This window comes from Casimicrobium huifangae (genome assembly GCF_009746125.1).
Classification (GTDB): domain Bacteria; phylum Pseudomonadota; class Gammaproteobacteria; order Burkholderiales; family Casimicrobiaceae; genus Casimicrobium; species Casimicrobium huifangae.
In genome coordinates this window covers 2,414,714-2,431,991 of the sequence record NZ_CP041352.1, presented here as the reverse complement: position 1 = coordinate 2,431,991, position 17,278 = coordinate 2,414,714, and the positions used below count along the sequence as shown (strand labels likewise).

14 protein-coding genes are annotated in these 17,278 nt (G+C 62.8%); 7 read left to right on the top strand and 7 right to left on the bottom strand.

The window, feature by feature from the left end; genetic code table 11:
* Positions 1-5: 5 nt before the first annotated feature.
* The 3 genes from FKL89_RS11005 to FKL89_RS10995 form a co-directional block, all read right to left on the bottom strand.
* Positions 6-284: a type II toxin-antitoxin system TacA family antitoxin gene (locus FKL89_RS11005; protein ID WP_156862797.1), complete on the bottom strand. Its 279-nt coding sequence runs from the start codon at positions 282-284 to the stop codon at positions 6-8.
* An 85-nt stretch (positions 285-369) separates the two neighbouring features.
* Positions 370-1,668 (bottom strand): restriction endonuclease subunit S, encoded by a 1,299-nt coding sequence (locus tag FKL89_RS11000; protein WP_156862796.1) that lies wholly within the window; start codon positions 1,666-1,668, stop codon positions 370-372.
* A complete protein-coding gene (locus FKL89_RS10995) occupies positions 1,658-3,241 on the bottom strand; it encodes a class I SAM-dependent DNA methyltransferase (RefSeq protein ID WP_156862795.1) in 1,584 nt (527 codons plus the stop codon). The genes FKL89_RS11000 and FKL89_RS10995 overlap by 11 nt, the downstream gene beginning before the upstream one ends.
* A gap of 176 nt (positions 3,242-3,417) precedes the next feature.
* Here FKL89_RS10995 and FKL89_RS10990 point away from each other — a divergent pair, with 176 nt between their 5' ends.
* Both FKL89_RS10990 and FKL89_RS10985 read left to right on the top strand, forming a co-directional pair.
* Complete coding sequence (locus tag FKL89_RS10990; protein WP_156862794.1) at positions 3,418-4,956, top strand: NHL repeat-containing protein; 1,539 nt, start codon at positions 3,418-3,420, stop codon at positions 4,954-4,956.
* 133 nt (positions 4,957-5,089) lie between these two features.
* Positions 5,090-6,031: a DUF808 domain-containing protein gene (locus FKL89_RS10985; RefSeq protein ID WP_156862793.1), complete on the top strand. Its 942-nt coding sequence runs from the start codon at positions 5,090-5,092 to the stop codon at positions 6,029-6,031.
* 34 nt (positions 6,032-6,065) lie between these two features.
* Here the strand turns inward: FKL89_RS10985 and FKL89_RS10980 are convergent, their stop codons facing one another.
* Positions 6,066-7,592 carry a two-component regulator propeller domain-containing protein gene (locus FKL89_RS10980; RefSeq protein WP_162527492.1) on the bottom strand — a complete coding sequence of 509 codons (1,527 nt, stop codon included), beginning with the start codon at positions 7,590-7,592 and terminating at the stop codon, positions 6,066-6,068.
* A 12-nt stretch (positions 7,593-7,604) separates the two neighbouring features.
* A complete protein-coding gene (locus tag FKL89_RS10975) occupies positions 7,605-9,224 on the bottom strand; it encodes an NHL repeat-containing protein (protein WP_156862791.1) in 1,620 nt (539 codons plus the stop codon).
* A gap of 523 nt (positions 9,225-9,747) precedes the next feature.
* On the opposite strand from FKL89_RS10975, the gene FKL89_RS10970 reads away from it, so the two are divergent.
* Both FKL89_RS10970 and FKL89_RS10965 read left to right on the top strand, forming a co-directional pair.
* Positions 9,748-10,674, top strand: a complete 927-nt coding sequence (locus tag FKL89_RS10970) for a recombination-associated protein RdgC (RefSeq protein WP_156862790.1) — start codon at positions 9,748-9,750, stop codon at positions 10,672-10,674.
* A gap of 183 nt (positions 10,675-10,857) precedes the next feature.
* Positions 10,858-11,331, top strand: a complete 474-nt coding sequence (locus FKL89_RS10965) for a bacteriohemerythrin (protein WP_156862789.1) — start codon at positions 10,858-10,860, stop codon at positions 11,329-11,331.
* 26 nt (positions 11,332-11,357) lie between these two features.
* On the opposite strand, the gene FKL89_RS10960 is transcribed toward FKL89_RS10965, so the two are convergent.
* A complete protein-coding gene (locus tag FKL89_RS10960; protein WP_156862788.1) occupies positions 11,358-11,783 on the bottom strand; it encodes a hypothetical protein in 426 nt (141 codons plus the stop codon).
* Positions 11,780-12,319: a DUF4199 domain-containing protein gene (locus FKL89_RS10955; protein ID WP_156862787.1), complete on the bottom strand. Its 540-nt coding sequence runs from the start codon at positions 12,317-12,319 to the stop codon at positions 11,780-11,782. Before FKL89_RS10955 ends, FKL89_RS10960 begins: the two co-directional genes overlap by 4 nt.
* Positions 12,320-12,733: 414 nt before the next feature.
* Here FKL89_RS10955 and FKL89_RS10950 point away from each other — a divergent pair, with 414 nt between their 5' ends.
* The 3 genes from FKL89_RS10950 (at position 12,734) to FKL89_RS10940 (ending at position 17,275) form a co-directional block, all read left to right on the top strand.
* The gene (locus FKL89_RS10950) at positions 12,734-13,240 is read left to right on the top strand and encodes a hypothetical protein (RefSeq protein WP_156862786.1); all 507 of its coding nucleotides are present in this window, start codon (positions 12,734-12,736) and stop codon (positions 13,238-13,240) included.
* Positions 13,241-13,278: 38 nt separating this feature from the next.
* Entirely contained in the window at positions 13,279-15,252 is a 1,974-nt protein-coding gene (locus FKL89_RS10945) for an alkaline phosphatase family protein (protein ID WP_238363324.1), read from the top strand.
* Between the two features lie 370 nt (positions 15,253-15,622).
* Positions 15,623-17,275 (top strand): hypothetical protein, encoded by a 1,653-nt coding sequence (locus FKL89_RS10940; protein WP_156862785.1) that lies wholly within the window; start codon positions 15,623-15,625, stop codon positions 17,273-17,275.
* Positions 17,276-17,278 lie beyond the last annotated feature (3 nt).

Genomic DNA, 17,278 nt, shown 5'->3' with positions numbered 1-17,278 from the left:
ACTGCTCAGGCTGCGCTGGTGGTCGGCGCCCAGGGCGGCGTGACGGCCAGCAGCCGCGCCAGCCCGGCATTGGGGGCAGCGGACGCGTCCAGCGCGGCATTGAAGGCGCGAAACTTCTCAGCATCGAGGCTGAAGAACACCTGGTCCAGCAGCACCGCCTGCGCCCGGTCACACGCGGCTTCCAGCATGAAATCCGAACGGTTCTTGCCCAGCAGTTGCGCCGCGTGATCGATCAGATCACGCTGCTCCGGCAGGGCGCGCAAATTGATGGCGGCATCACGCATGGTTGGCCTCGTGTGTTGACAATGGATATACGGATCGTACGCCGCTGTGTAGCTGTTGTCAATACGCGCAAGGTGTGACGGCTGTCTATGCCGCCAACGCCTCTGCCTCGGCCTCGGGCAGCCGCAATTGGCCAGAAATCAGGCGCGGGAGCAGGGTGTCGCGGAGGGTGGATAGGGTGTGGGCTTGTTGCGCGTTTGCGATCCAGCCATCTAGCATCACACCTGCAATGTCTTCGTATGCTCGAAGAAGGTCGTCAGGCGGCAGTACTGTCGGGTGACTCTCAACAAGGCCCTTGTTCAAGTTTTGTTGCGCTGAACCAGAGGATTTTGATGCGAGACTTTCCCGCTCGCGCCGGGCACACACATACATAAATGCGCGAGTGTGTGGATTGGGAATCAAACCACAGCATGCCTGGTTGGCTGTCATAGGCTTCGCCACAAGGCACACTTCGCCCGCCGTTGCCCCATACATTGCAACAACAGTTGTTCCTTGTGGCCAGAGTTTTGCTGAGCTTTCTTTCATTCCCAAGTCGCTGATGGTTTCCCTGGTTTCGAACACGATTGGGTTGCGAACTTCGCCCGAGGTAAGCCAAGAAACATTCCCATTCCAGTATTCAGGGACTGTGCGCTTCGGCGTCCCACCGCTTTCAATACGCGCACAAATGTCGGCGAAAACGCCAACCCTCCACCCCCTCGGCACCAAGCCCAGCGGGGATTCTTCGAAGCTGTCGGGGAATAGTGCGGCGAGGGGTTCGGGGAGGGCTTCGGGTTGTTCGCCTCGTGCCTTGGCATGCACGGGATCGAAATCGACGAACCAGGACTTGAACAGCGCCTGCGCGATGGCTTCTAGCGTAGCGTTGGTTTCGCGCAGGAGGGTGATGCGGTCGTCGAGTGCCGACAACACGCAAGCTGCCGCCCTACGTTCATCGGGCGGAGGAAATGCGAACTCATATGCGGCAATCGACTGCCACGAAACTCGCTGGCGACCAGATGTGCCCTCCATGCGACCAATCGCATATTCACGAAATGCTGGCTCACGACAAAGGTAGTAGATGAAATCGTTGTCTTCCGGGTCTTTACCGCAGAGAACGATAAATTCCGTTGAACCTTCGGCAATGGCATCACCGTCTAGGCAGCGAACTTGAGCTGTTTTCCCGTTTTCAAGACAGGGAGTTATGCGCGCTAGGAGAGTGTCGCCATTCTGAAAATGTGCGCCGGCGCCCTTAGCTTCACGTACAAGCACCCCCTCTGCGCCGATGTCGCGTGAATGTTGCGGCAGTGCGGCCATGTCAACAAAAGGCACAACACTTCCTTTGCGCACCTTACGTGCTGGATTTATCTCGGCAATCTGGTCAAGTCGCTGCACCGGCCACTCAGAACTCATACCCCAGCCCCCCCAGCTTCGCCCGAATCACCGCATCCAGCTCCGCACCCTGGGCCATCTGCTCGCCCAGTTTTTCGGTCAGCTTGCGCATCTTCTCGTCAAAGGCTTCGTCGTCGTCCTCCACCTCCTCGGCGCCCACGTAGCGGCCGGGGGTGAGGACGTGGCCGTGTTCGGCGATTTCGCTGAGTTTCACTGAGCGGCAGAAGCCTGGGATGTCGGCGTAGGCAGGTGCCCCCTCTCCCTGGCCCTCTCCCACGAGGGGAGAGGGGGACAAACGCCAGGCGTGAAAGGTGTCGGCAATCTTGTCGATGTCTTCGTCGCTCAGCTCAATCTGCACGCGGCTGACCGAGGTGCCGAGCTTGCGGGCGTCGATGAACAGCACTTCGCCTTTGCGCTGGGTCTTGCCCTTGGCGAGAAACCACAGGCAGGCGGGGATTTGGGTGTTGAAGAAGAGCTGGCCGGGCAGGGCGATCATGCATTCGACCACGTCGGCCTCGACCATGGCCCGACGGATCTCGCCCTCGCTGTTCTGGCTGCTGGACATCGAGCCGTTGGCGAGCACGATGCCGGCGCGACCGCCGGGCTTCAAGTGGTGCAGCATGTGCTGCAGCCAGGCGTAGTTGGCGTTGCCCTGCGGCGGCGTGCCGTACACCCAGCGCGGGTCGCCTTCCAGACTGCCGTGCCACCAGTCGCTGATGTTGAACGGCGGATTCGCCAGGATGAAGTCGGCGCGCAGGTCGGGGTGCTGGTTGCGGGTGAAGGTGTCGGCCGGCTCGCGGCCCAGGTTGAAGTCGATGCCGCGAATGGCCAGGTTCATGGCGGCCAGCCGCCAGGTGGTGGGGTTGCTTTCCTGCCCGTAAATGGATACATCGCCCAGCTTGCCACCGTGGGCTTCGATGAATTTCTCGCTCTGCACGAACATGCCGCCGCTGCCGCAGCAGGGGTCATACACCTGGCCGTGGTGCGGGGCGAGTACGGCCACCAGCGTTTTGACGATGCTGGCGGGCGTGTAGAACTGGCCGCCCTTCTTGCCCTCGGCGCTGGCGAACTGGCCAAGAAAGTATTCGTAGACCTGGCCGAGAATGTCGCGCGCGATGCTGAGGTCGTGCCCGAAGCCGACGGTGGAGACCAGGTCGACCAGCTCGCCGAGCTTGCCCTGCGGCAGTTGGGCGCGAGCGTAGCGCTTGTCGAGGATGCCTTTGAGCTTGGCGTTTTCGCTTTCGATCTCGGCGAGCGCGTCGTCGATGCGCTTGCCGATGTCGGCCTGCTTGGCGGCGGCGCGCAGGGCTTCCCAGCGGGCGCCTTCCGGCACCCAGAATACGTTGACCTCGCGGTAGTAGTCGCGGTCTTCCAGTTCGGCGGCGATGCTGGCCGCGTCCGCATCGGGCAGGTGATAGTCGTCGGCGGCGTCGCCAAAACGGCGGGCAAGCTCGTCTCGCCGGGCCTGGAAGGTGTCGGACACGTACTTCAGGAAGATGAGGCCAAGCACGATGTGTTTGTACTCGGCGGCGTCCACGTTGGCACGCAGCTTGTCGGCGGCCGCCCAGAGGGTCTTGCGGATGTCTTCGATCATGCAGTCAGGGATACATCAGGCGTGACTGCGATTATCGCGGTTGGCCATTGCGCGCGCTTCGCACCCGGAGACCGCGTCGAAAGTGGGCGGCATGGCCACGCCGCGCTACCTTGCGTGCCAGAATTTTGTAAACAGACAAGCAACCGGCAGACGGTTGCAGTGACGAGGGGATCAAGATGAACAATTTCTTTGGCGCGTACGGCACCGGGACGCGTCTGGCGTGCGCATTCGCCGCGCTGATCGCCATGCCGTTGAGCGCAACCCACGCCGACACGCTATCACGCGACGCAACCTTCGGCAGCAACGGGTTGTTCAAGACAGAGATTGGCCCGCATACCGACAGCTTCAAGGGTGCCTACGGCATGGCGCTGCAGGCGGATGGCAAGGTGGTGCTGGCCGGTGTCTGCAACGGCGCGGCAGAGAGTGATTTCTGTGTGGTTCGACTGACGGCGGCCGGGCAATTCGACACCACGTTCAACGGCACCGGTTCGGTGATCTCGCCGGTTGCTGTCGTTGGCGCCTATGGCCGCGCGGTAGCGGTGCAGGCTGACGGCAAGATCGTGGTAGCTGGCGCATGCGCCGATGTCGAGTTCGATCAGCTCTGCGTGGTGCGCTACACCGCAGCCGGCGCACTGGACACCAGCTTCAACAGCACCGGCAGGGTGGTGACGACCTTCGCCAGCAGCGGCGCCGAAACCTCGGTGGCCAATGCTGTGGCCATTCAGTCCGACCAGAAGATTGTCGCGGGCGGGGTTTGCAATGTTGGTGGCAACCTGATGTTTTGCATTGCCCGCTATAACAGCGATGGCTCGCTGGACCAGTCCTTCAACGCGTCGGCGCCGCCGGATGGCCGCGGCATGCGTGTCACGGCGGTATCGACCACCGGGTCAAGCACTGCCAACGCGATTCTGGTGCAACCGGATCAGAAGATCGTGCAGGTGGGCGCGTGCAACAGCGCAACCAGCTCGGGCATACGGATGTGCGCGCTACGCCTTAACCCGGACGGCAGCCTCGACAGCACGTTCAACGGTGCGGGCTTGCTCGTCGTGGCATCGGGCGACTGCAGTGTCTGCAGCGAGGCGCGCGCGGTTTACCTCCAGCCAGATGGGCGACTGCTGCTGGCGGGCGCGTCGAGCGAGGTGCCGTCACGCTTTGTGGCGCTGCGGCTGACGGCCAGCGGCGGCGTGGACAGCACGTTTGCCTCAGGCGGCGCGGCGGCGGCGACAGTTGGTATCGGTTTTGCGACGGCCTTTGCGGTGACACAGCAGGTGGACGGACGCATCGTGCTCGCCGGCACCTGCGTTGACGGCACCACAGGAAATGATTTCTGTGTGCTGCGGCTCAAAGCCGATGGTTCGCTCGATCTCTCGCTCGGCGGCACAGGGCGGCACGTGACTGCGGTGACCACCGGCGCGGACAATGTGCGAGCGGCACTGATTCAACCGGACGGCAAGCTGCTGCTCGGCGGGTATTGCAGCCTTGAGGGCGCGACGTTCTGCGCAGTGCGCTATGGCCTGTCGTGCACGATGGATGTGGACGGCGATGGCAGTGTGCTGTCCACTTCCGACGCGCTGATCCTTACCCGCGTATCGCTCGGGATGACCGGCAACGCGGTGATCAACGGCATCAACTTCCCGGCTGCAGCAACACGGCGAACCTGGACCGCCATTCGCGATCATCTGGCCAACACCTGCGGCATGGCGCTGGCGCCTTGACGCAGGCGCACGGTGCATTGATGCCGTGCTGATGCTGTGTTGATGCGGCGCTCGGCGCTGCCACCGCTTGCCGCTATGCTTGCAGGTCGCGTTTTGACGCGCCCGTTCCACCACCCGCAGTAGCAGTACCCGCATGGCTTCCAGTCTTCTTGCCCTGATCGACGATATCGCGACCATCCTTGATGATGTCGCGGTGCTCACCAAGGTTGCTGCCAAAAAGACCACCGGTGTGCTTGGTGATGACCTGGCGCTGAACGCGCAGCAGGTCTCTGGCGTGGCGGCGGATCGCGAGCTGCCGGTGGTGTGGGCAGTCGCGAAAGGCTCGGCGCTGAACAAGGCGATTCTGGTGCCGCTGGCGCTGGCGATCAGTGCCTTTGCGCCGTGGGCGGTGACGCCGCTCTTGATGATCGGCGGCGCCTTTTTGTGCTTCGAGGGCTTCGAGAAGCTCGCCCACAAGTTCCTGCACAGCAAGGCGGAGGATGACGCCCATCACCAGCAACTGGTGGATGCGCTGTCGGACCCGAAAGTGGATCTGGTGCAGGTGGAGAAGGACAAGGTGAAGGGGGCGATCCGCACCGATTTCATCCTTTCCGCCGAGATCATCGCCATCACGCTGGGCACCGTGGCAGACAAGCCATTTGCCACCCAGTTCACCGTGCTCACCGGCATTGCCATCATCATGACCATCGGCGTCTACGGGCTGGTCGCCGGGATCGTCAAGCTGGATGATGCCGGCCTTTACCTGAGCCGGGCACAGGGCGAGGGTGGCTGGGCCTGCTTCAAGCGAGGCCTTGGCGCCGCCATCCTGCGCGCGGCGCCGTACCTGATGCGGCTGCTGTCGGTGGCTGGCACTGCGGCCATGTTCCTGGTTGGCGGTGGCATCCTGACGCATGGCATCCCGGCCGTGCATCATTTCATTGAGGCGACGGCCGCCAACTGGGGCGGCGTGGCCGGCGCAGTAGCGCCGACGCTACTTGACGGCGTCTTTGGCATCGTCGCCGGTGCCGTCGTGCTGGCGGTTGTTACGCTGGTCGGCAAGGTGTGGCCAAAGCGAAAGGGCGCGACAGCCGATTGAACCGGCCGCCGCGCCAGCGGCCCGCGCGCGACGACTAGGGTGCGACCGGCAAGCGGCAGTGCAATCCCGCGTAGTCGCGCACGCTCGCCCAACTGAAGCGGCTGGCGTTCGACGACAACGCGCCGGTGATCGCCGCGTTGCCGGAAAGCCCCAGCAGCATGCGCATCAGCAGCACGCCGTCGCTGCTGGCGCCGGTGCTGTTGCTGCCGTCGAGATCAATCGTGCAGCGAGTCGCCGGGGTGGTTTCCAGTTGCAGGCGCGCGATGCAGCTTTGCGGTGAGCTGACGCCAGCAAAGCAAGAGCCTGATGTGATCAGTTTGCCGTCGCCGGTGATCGTGGCGGCGGTACCCAGCCAGCTGGCCTGTGAGCTGCCGCCGATGGGCGTGGGCTCGGTGTCGAGCAGGCGCGTGCTTTGTCCACCGAACTGGGGCGAGGGCGTGCCGTTGGCCGCAAACGCCGCCAGACAGATGCCGTAGCGCTGGAACGGCGTGGCGGATGCCATGCACTGGGTGACCATGATCAGCGAGCCGTCCTCGCGCTCGAGCAGGCCGTAGACGGACATTGTGGTTGCGCCCAGCGCGATACCCATGATGTAGCCGCTGCTGCCAAAGGTGGTGTCGATACCGGTGGCAGGCTGAAAGCGGAACATGCAGCCGCGGAAGTTGCCAGTGCTGATCTCGGTGCAGGTGCCGGCGCCGATCAGGGCGCCGTCGGACGCGAGTACCAGTCCGCCCAGCGTGGCGGCGGTGCTGCCCGGTACCGACGCGGTGTACGTTGAGAGCAGCGAACCATTGCTCGCGATGTCGGCGTAACACATGCGATTCACCGCCGACGAGGTGCCGGTGTCGCAGGTGGCGCCGAGATAAACCTTGCCGTCACTGCGCGGGATCAGCGTTTTCACTGCGCCGCCGCGCAATGTCGACCACACCCACATGGCGCCTCCGTTGAACGAAGGATCAAAGCTGCCGTCAGTCAGCAGCCGGCCGAGGCAAGGCTGGCCGGCGCCGACATTGGTGCAGACGCCACCGACCAGAATCTTGCCGTCGGCAGTCATGGTCATCACTTGCACCGATCGCAATTGGGGAACCGTGATCAGGCCACCGCTACCGACATTGACGTAGAAGCCGCCGGACGGCGAGATCTTGTGGATGCAGCCGCTGCCGGCACACATGCCACCCACCCAGAGGTTGCCCTGTCGGTCGCGCGTCAATGCGTTGGCGCCGCTACTGCCGAAGCCGCTGATGGTGACGGTGCCGCTGCCGCCAAAGCTGCTGTCGGCACCGCCGCCCGCGTTGCGCTTGCTGATGCACAGCTCAATGACGGAATTCAGGCAGTAGCCGGCGACGAACACGGCATTGGTCTCGGTGACCAGCAGGGCCTCGCTGCGGCTTTCGGACCCACCGGCGATGAAGCGGGCGATGCCCGCCGGGTTGCCGCTCGGGCTGAAGTTGGTGTCGAAGTCGCCACCGGCGGCGAATGCCGTCGAGGCGGTGCCCAGCCACAGCGCCGCAGCCAAGCCAGCGACGTTGCACAAGCGCGCGATGAAATGTCGATAGTTCATCTTCATCTCCTGTTAGCGAACGCCGCACTGGCTGTAGGCGTGATCGAAAATCGCTGCAGCGCTGGCGCGCAGGGCGCCGCTCGAGACCGCGTTCTGGGTGAGCGCATTGCCACGGAAGCCCAGCAGCAGGCGTAGCCAGAGCAGGCCGTCGGTCTGTGGCTTGACGAAGCCATCGTCGTCGATATCGAGCGAGCAATGCTGCCCCGCTGGCGGGCCGAGATCAAAGCGGGAGACGCAGGTGATCCAGGCGGTGTCGGCGCCGGTTGAATTGCACAGCGCGCTTACCAGGAGCTTGTTGCCGGGGGCGACGAAGCCGCCGTAGACACTGGCACCGCCAATGTTCGGCACCGCCGACGACAGTCCGCCCGAGCCAAAAGTGGGGTCCAGGGTGCCGTTCGGATTGGTTCGCAGCATGCAGACGATCTGCGGCGGGCTGCCGCAATGGCCACCGAGCAGCACTTTGCCGTCGCCCGCCACGTGCAGCAGATTCATGTTCACCGTGGTGTAGACGCTGCTGAACCAGACGAAGCTTGCTCCGGCGAAGGCCGCGTCGGGCTGGCCGCTGTCGTTGAGGGCGGCGACACAGAAGCGCCAGGTGCTGGAGTTGCCGTATACGCCGCAGCTGCCCGCAAGAATGATGCGTCCCCCCGGCAGGATGCGTACGCGGCGAGTCACGTCGCCGGTCTGGCCGGTGGCGCTGTAGAGCTTGATGCCGGTGCTGTTGAAGCTGGTGTCCAGGGCGCCCGCAAGGGTCAGACGGGTGACGCAGAACTTCGCTGATCCGCCGTCGTCGCAGTAGCCGGTGATCAGCACGCGGCCATCGGGATAAACGGCGACGTCGCTGGGCTGGTTGTTGCTGGCGCTCATGTCGATCAGGCGTACGTTGCCGCTGTTGAAAGTGGAGTCCGGCAGGCCATCGGCGGTCAGACGGTGCGCGCAGAAGACGTAATGGCCGCTGGAAAAGCATTCGCCAGCAACGGCAATGCGACCGTCGCCCAGCAGCGCCAGCCCCTTGGCGGAGATCAGGCTGGGCAGCCGTGCGTAGCCGCCGGTACCGAAGGTGGTGTCGAGATCACCATTGGCGGTGAGCCGGAAGATGCACGGTGAGTTGGGGCCGCAGCGCCCGGCACCGATGATGCGGTCACTGTTATCGACCAGCAGTGAACTGCCGAACTCCTGTGCGGTGGCGTCGCCGGTGCGGAATACGCCCGGTATTGCAGCGGTAGCCGCGAAGGTGGTGTCGATACCGCCACTGCCGTTGGCCTGCAGGCGGGTCACGCAAACGTCGGCGGTGGAGTAGGTGCCGCAGCTATGCAGCGTGATGATCTTGCCGGTGGACTGCACGGCGCTCTGGAAGCCAAGCCAGCCTTGGGCATTGGTGAACTGGTAGGTGCCGCTGGTGGCGAAACTGTTTTCGAGCCCGCCGGGGACAGCGCGGGCGCTGGTCGCCAGCAGCAATAGTGCCGCACCCGCCAGCAGGGCCAGGGCTTGGCCCCAGCGCCGAAGTGGGCGCAGGACAGGGTGCAGCAGACGCACTGATGGATTGGCCTGCTCGCGTGAAGCCGGGGTCGTCTGACGCAGGCGATGCCGCTCGTGGGCGTGCGGTCGGGGGTGTGGGTGAGGGTGGATCATCGTCGGTCCTCCGGAAATGCCGAGGCGTTGGGCGATTGAGGGATTGAACAGCAGTAGGGCGAAATTTCACTGGGCATGGCAATAGCAGCGCAAGGGTGCCAAAACTGGCTCACCGGCATTGGCATCTTTTTCTGGAGATGCCCATCGCAATTGGGCTTGGTTCACTTTTTGGCAATAAGTCGACTTTCGTACAAATACGCCTTCTAGCCCTTATCCAATGGGCTTTCCAATTAAAAGATGTACACGTTGCTGCGAGGCTGGCTCGCGGGTGCTGGCCTCCGCCAGGGCGGACGTTACGATGCAGCTGCCGGCACGTCGACCTCGCCGGTCGCTGGTGAATTTGCGCTGACCGCGCCCGGTAAAATCGTATTGTTGATTACCGGTGTCTTGTGTCAAAGACAAGCGTCGATCCCGGTCAACAATCCCGATTCCGCGCGTCTGCGGGTGCCCATGCATCACCCGCCGCGCCGCGCTTTGCTCCTTGCGGGCGCACTAACGCCTGCAGCCGTCATCAAGGTCCTTCGTGTTCAAAAACATCATCGCCTACCGCATCAACCCCGACTGGAAGAAAACCACCGCGCAAATCGAGGCTGGTCTGAGTCTCACCCGCTTCATGAAGTGCGGCGCCACGCAGGAAAAGTCGATTGGCTGGTCGGAGCCGCGCAACGAGGCGCATGCAGTGCTGGCCGAGGTGGTGAATGGGCATCTGATCCTGCGCCTGACCAGCGAGACCAAGGTACTGCCGGCCAACGTGGTGCGCCGCGCCGCCGAGGAACGCATCGAAAAGCTGGAAGACCAGATGGGCCGCAAGCTCGGGCGCGTCGAGAAGCGTGACATTCGCGAGGAAATGCGGCTTGACCTGCTGCCGCGTGCCTTCACCCGCCTCGCGCACACGACGGTGTGGATCGATCGCACCGCCGGGCTATTGCTGGTCGATAGCGGTTCGCCCACACGCGCCGACGAAGTGGTTGCCATGCTGCTGCGTTGCCTCGACGACATTGAGCTGACGCCGGTGCAGACCAATACCTCGCCTGCGGTGCAGATGTCGGCGTGGCTGCTCGCGCACGAGGCACCCGGCCGCTTCGATATTGACGAGGAGTGCGAGCTGAAGGCGACCGACGACTCGCAGGCGATCGTGCGCTACAGCAAGCATTCGCTGAACAACGCCGAGGTGCGCAAGCACATCCAGAACGGCAAACTGCCCACGCGCCTCGCGCTCACCTGGAACGGCCGGGTGAGCTTTGTCCTCAACGACAAATGGCAGGTGAAGCGGGTGCGGTTTCTTGATGGCGTGTTCCCGGAGAGCGATCCAGCCGATACTGGCGCCGGCGACGGCGAGAACGCGGCAGACCGCTTCGAGGCCGACTGGACCATCACCACCGGTGAACTGGCGCAATTGATGCCGGAGTTGATTGAGGCATTGGGTGGCGCGATGGAAATCGCCGCGTAACTTTCAACCCTGCGCAACCGACACAGATCAAGGTCAGGCGGTTTGCTGCGTCACGCCGTGTCTTGCGTTGACAAGTGTCAATACTCATCAGCGACGCATCGATAGCATCGGACGAATCTTAACTACATCGCGAACTGTGACCTTCGGGGAGATAACGCCGGGTCCGTTCGGAGAAAGCAAGATATGTCTCACTTGATCACCTGGACGCCGGATCTGAGCGTCGGAATCGACGTCATCGACGGCCAGCACCAGCGCATCGTCGAATACATCAACATGCTGCACGAGGCACGCCTGCGCGGTGACCGCGGCATGATCGAGCGCGTGGTCGAAGAGATGGTCGACTACACACTGTCGCACTTCAGTTTTGAAGAATCGATGATGGAGCAGGCGCACTACCGCTTCCTGCAGCCGCATCGTCGCGTGCATGAGCTGTTCGTGCGTCGTGTCAGCGAATTCCAGCAGCGGTTCAAGCTTGGCGAGGACTATCTGCAGGTTGCCACTGACATGCAGAACGCGCTGGTGACCTGGCTGATGAACCACATCAAGCGCGAAGACATGGACTACGCGGCAACGGTGCGCGCCAATCTGGGCGCTGCGGAGCTCAAGGGCAGCGGCGGCCTCGGTGGCATGCTGCGCCGCCTGTTCGGCGGCAAGTAGCGGCCGGCAGTACGTGCTGCCGCGCGTCAGCGGGTTCTGGCGTATTCCGCCGCAACGTCGGCGACAGACGGGTTCGCCTTGCCCATACCGTTGACCAGGGCGATCGGGATCTCGCCGGTCATCACCTTGTGCAAACGCTGGTGGCTGGCCAGTGCCTCCGGTGTTGGCTCAAAACTGGCCGCCGCATAGCTTGACGTCTGGACGTTGGGAATGCCGAGCTGGGTCAGCTCCTGCGCAAGCGCGCGTGCACGCTGCGCTGCCTCACGTGTGCAGTTGATCGGCGCGAACACCAGCACGGTGCCGGGCGCCGCATTGGGTGGCATGGGCACCGGCAGGAAGCCGTTCGGGCTTATCAATGCCCGCATCGCGCGATGCTCGCGGTACTCACCCCACAGGTGATAGCCACCGCCAAGCAGGGCGATGACCAGCAGCAGGCGCAATACCAGCGTCACGATGCCGTCTCCGTGCTTCGCCGCGATTGCTTGCGGCCGAGCAATGCTGCAGTGACGAGCGTGAACAGCAGGCCCACGGGCAGTGGCTCCAGAAAGGTGATGGCGATGTTGGCGAGCGGGTTTTTGTAGATTGCCATCATCTCGCTGATTTCCTTCTGCTGTGCGGCGATCCTTTCCGCACTGGCGCCAGATTTTCTTGCTTTCTCGACCGCGTAGACGGTGTACTTTTCGGCGAAGTCAGGTGTCACCTTGTAATAGATGAATTGCCAGGTTGCTACGTAACAAGCGCTGGCCACGAAGGTGATGGCGAGACCAACCACGAAGGCGCGAGCAAACCCGATCTGGCCGCCAGCCACGTTGTCGCGATACGAACGCACGCCGAAGTAAACCATCAGAAAGGCCAGCACCATGCCGGTGTAGCCGATGAACATGCCCTTGTCGAAGCCGATCTGGTCCATGAACGGCAGGGTGGCAAGCATCATCGCCGACAGCATGGCGCCGGCAATCAGGCCAAAGGTCAAAACGATTTTGCGCATGAGAACTCCGATGGTGGTTGAGGAGTGCCGATTGCAGCGGACACGGCTCGTCGTCGCGTCATTCGAATGGGTGATTTTGCTGATTCTGGCGCACGATCACCAGAAAGTTGCAGCGTTGCGTACTGGCTTGGGTCATTCTCCGGTTACGTGACCCATCAACGCGATTTGGCAAACACGCGCACTGGCAGCAGCGAGGTCATGACATCTGCGTGACCGCTGGCGCATTAAGTCTCAATTGTGACTGGTCGCAAATGGGACAACACGGCGCAGAAAAGCTCGCCTAAATTTGCCCCGTCTCCGCTCACCAACGCAATGTCGTTGCCTTGGGTGGCAGACAAATCATCATCCTGCAATTGATCGACGCACAGCGGTCGCATCGATCGGCTGCGCTCGTCCACGAAAAAAGGAACTTGCATGTCGATATCGAAAAACGTACTCACCATCACCGACAGCTCCGGCACTGTGACCGGCATGAGCTACGTGGCCAACAGCGCGGTCGTATCTGCCGGCCAGGACTTCAAACTGCCGCCGACCGTGACACAGAGCGGACGTGTGTTCACGCTGACGTTCTACGCCAACCGGAAGAAGACAACGGCGGTGGCCGACTCCTTCAATGCGTCGAGCGGCGGCACCGCCTTTGAGTACGCGGCCTCGGGCGGCGGCGGCACGCCGGACCAGCTCAACTTCTACTTCACCGTGCAGATCAACTTCGAGACGGCGCAGGGCACCGGCACCACGCTGCTCAACGTCGGCCAGGGGCACTACGCAACCACCAACAACTGGTGGCTGGGTGGCAGTGCCGTGACCAGTAGCGTGCCCAGTCTGGATGTTCCGGTTGCAAACGGCGCCTACACGCTGGTGCTGCCGCTGTCCGGCGATCACGACAGCTTCAAGTTTGGCCCTGGCACCGTCCGCCAGTAACAAGACGTCTATCGGCAATCAATCCACGGAGTACGCGCATGTCCTCACCTTCGACCAATGTGATCACCATTACCGACAACTCGGCCTCGATCACCAGCATGACCTACGTGAACAACTCTGCCAACGTGACCTCAGGGCAGAGCTACGTCGTGCCACCGAGCATCCAGAAATCCGGGAACAAGTTCACCATCACTTTCGCCGCCAATCGGAAGAACTCGTCTTCGGTTGCCAATGCCTTCAATTCGTCCAGTGGCGGCTCGGCGCATGAATATGCCGCTTCGGGCGGTGGTGGCACGCCAAACGAGCTGAATTTCTTCTTCACCGTGCAGATCAACGTCACCACCAGCAAGGGCAGCGGATCAACGCTGCTCAACATCGGGCAGGGCCACTATGGCACAACCAACAACTGGTGGCTGGGTGGTGCCGGACTGACCAGCAGCAAGCCCAGTCTGACCATTCCGGTGGCCAATGGCGCCTACAACCTGACGTTGCCCATCTCGGGCACGCACGACAGCTACACCTTCTCTGCCGGCACCATTGCCGACGCCTACCCCATCACCAACGTGTTTGTGCTGATGCTGGAGAACCATTCCTTCGACAACATGCTCGCCATGTCGGGGATCCCCGGCATCACCGCAGCGATCACCAGCAACAGCAACAGCTACAACGGGCAGCAATACTTCGTTGCGAGCGGCGCCCCGACCAGCATGCCGTCTGACCCCGGCCACGAGTTCACCGACGTGGTGGAGCAACTCGGTGGCCAGGGCGTGACCTATCCGCAAGGAGGTCCCTATCCGCCGATCAACAACTCAGGCTTTGCGGCTAACTATGCCACCAGCACGACCGAGGGACCGGTGCCACCCGGCGGGGATATCGGCGACATCATGGCCTGCTTCAACACCGCGCAGCAGTTGCCTGTGATGTACCAGCTGGCGACCAACTTCACGCTCTGCGATCACTGGTTCTCGTCCCTGCCTGGCCCCACCTGGCCCAACCGCTTCTTTGTGCATGGCGCGTCGTCCAATGGGCTCGATCACAGCCCCAGCACCACCGAGATGACAGATTGGGAAACGGTGAGCGGTTTTAGCTATCCGCACGGCTCGATCTTTGACGCGCTGAGCAACAGCAACATCAGTTACCGGCTATACAACGACAGCGCCAACAGTTTCTCCGACGATCCGCAGAACGGTTCTATCGCAGGCGCGGTCGCACAGGTGTCGTCGCTGAAGGGCATCACATTGCTCTCGGTGAATTCGCTGAAGAACTTCGCGGCCGATCTGCAGAATAACTACAGCGCCCAGTACACCTTCATCGAACCCAACTACGGCAATGTGGTCAGTGGCAGTTATGCCGGCGGGTCCTCGCAACACCCGATGGACGATGTCTACGGCGGTGAGGGTTTGATCAAGTACGTCTATGAGTCGATCCGTAATTCACCGCTGTGGAACAACAGCCTGCTGATCATCACTTACGACGAACACGGCGGCTTCTACGATTCCGTGGCGCCAGGCGGGGTCACGGCGCCGAACGATGGCAGCTCGTCCACGCTGAATCAGTACGGCTTTCCGTTCACCACGCTGGGCGTGCGGGTGCCGGCCATCATCGTCTCGCCCTGGGTCGGTGCCGGCGTTGACCAGACGGTGTATGACCACAGTACCGTGCTTGCGACGACGGAAAAACTGCTCGGGATGAACCCGCTGACTGACCGCGATGCTCAGGCCAACAATCTGCTGCACCTGCTGTTGCCGTCGGCGCGCACCAATTGCCCAACCCAGCTGAACAACCCGGCACCGCCACAATCAGCCGCACTGAAGGCCACGCCCGGCTATGTGCGTCCCCTGGTCGCCACGGCGCCAATCCCGGAGCAGGGCTACCTCACCGGCATTCTCGGCATCATGCTCAAAACCGAGATCGAACTTTCTGACGGCTCAGAAGCCGGCAAGGCGGAACTCGTGCGCCGCTTCAGCAGATCAAGACACGCGGGCAGGCTGACGCTTACATCAAAGAGGTGATGGCGAAGGTGGAAGCGGAACGACTGCAACGGGCCGAGTAACTTCGTTATCGTCCGCCGGGCACCCCGGCGCTCTGCCCGGCAACGGGGTGCCTACGGACATCGTGCAGTCGCGCGACTAGTGCGACTGCCGTGTACAAGTGGATGCGACGCGACGCCTTTGGCGGGATGCCGCCACGCCGACAGGATCACCGGCGACGCAGCGATGAAGTTAATCATGCAGGCCGTGGCGTCAAGCCGATGTGCTGACGCTCGCCGCCAACACATCGCATGATGAAGTAGCACTAACCACCGCCGTCGCCAGACTGGCTGCATTAGACTGAACGGGCTGCCTGCCAACAGGCGCAAATAAGATACCCGGAGGTTTTGGCATGGATACGTTCAGCGTGATTGTCGAGGGCCGTTGCCTCGACGGTTTCGACGCGACCACCGTTCGCACCGCGCTCGCGCAACTGATGAAAATTAGTGACGAACGGGCGGCTGCCCTGTTGGCGGGGCGCGATGTGCGCGTCAAATCTGGTGTCGATGCTGCAACCGGCGATCGCTATCTCGTGGCGTTGCGAGCGGCCGGAGTTGCCTGTCGACTCGATAGTGAGCGCCTCGATTTCGATGCCCCGATACAGTCTGCGGCAGCACCAGCGGCGGCTTTTGCTCAGCCAGCGGCGGTGAGTGCACAGGCAGGGCCGGCTGTCCGCGGTGGGTCGAAATTGGCCACCGCGCTGGCACAACTGCTCGGCGGCGGCTTGGTGTTGGTGGTTTCCGGTTACTTTTTCTGGAATGCAGCGTCTGCATTCATGGGCAAGGGCAGCGGCAACGCGCTGGGATCGCTGTTTTCCGGCGACGGACAGGCAAAGCAGGTAGCCGACCAGATCATCAAGGGCGAGCTCAAAGCGCCCGGCTCCTTCCGGACAGTGCGGCAGGATGTCCTGTGGTCGAAAAAGATGGCTGGTGAAACCGCGTACGTGGTCCGCACGGAATACGACGCCCAGAATGGCTTTGGGGCGCTGCTGCGAGGATGCCAGTACACCTCGTTCATCACCGAGGGGGAGCAGTTTCGCTTCGATCGCCTGAGCGGTATGCAACCGTGTGCGGACGAGCGCGACCGGCCGGATTGGGAGCAGCAGAAGCAGCGGCTGGTCCCCATCCTGCTGCAAAACGCCGGGCTCGACCGCTTCGCCAACGCCGAGCCAGCGACCAAGTCAACGCCAGTAGCGAATGGCAACACGCCATCGCCGGCTACCGCACCCGCGCCTGCCGGCGTGCCGCCTGCGCCTGCAGCGTCCGCGGCAGCGCCACAGCCGTCGCCGCCATCAGGCTCGGCGCTGGCCGCGGCGCTTGCTTATGCACGGGGTGTCGCCAGCAAGGACGGCTGCATCCTGCACGAGGATGCCATCGAGGCCATCAGTGGCAACCTGGCGGGTATCGAAGGACCGGTGGTCATCGCTGCCTACACACTGGAGGGGTGCGGTGGCGGCAACAACTGGGGCCAACAGATGGTGGTGCTGCAGGCGCAGCAGGGTGTTACACGCAAACTGGCGGGCATTGGCGGCCCATCCTTTGAAGCGCTCAAGGTGGTTGACGGACGACTGGTGGCGGTTGCCAGCGTTTATGGTCCCAACGATCCGCGCTGCTGCCCGACCCTGAAGGGGCCGGTGACGTACGTGCTGCGGGGTGACGCGCTGGTTGCCACCAGCCAGCCGGGTGTCGCGGCGTCGCCTGCCCCGTCAGTATCGGCATTACCACCGGGCCCCGGCAGACGCGCCACCGACGCAGGCGCGGTCAAACCTTCAGCTCAGGGCGGCCGTCCCAATCTCGCTGCCGAAATGTTGCCACGCTACGGCGCCTCACCCAATTGGCCCACCTGCAACCGTCTGAACGATTTTCACATCAGTGATAGCGGTAACGGCATGACAGCGCAGGCGTGGGAGAAGTGCATCACCGTCAACAGTGACCGCGCCAATCGCGGGTCGCTGCAGGTGATGTGCGCAGCAACGCAACCGCGTCCGAAAGCGTGTGCAGGCTAGGGG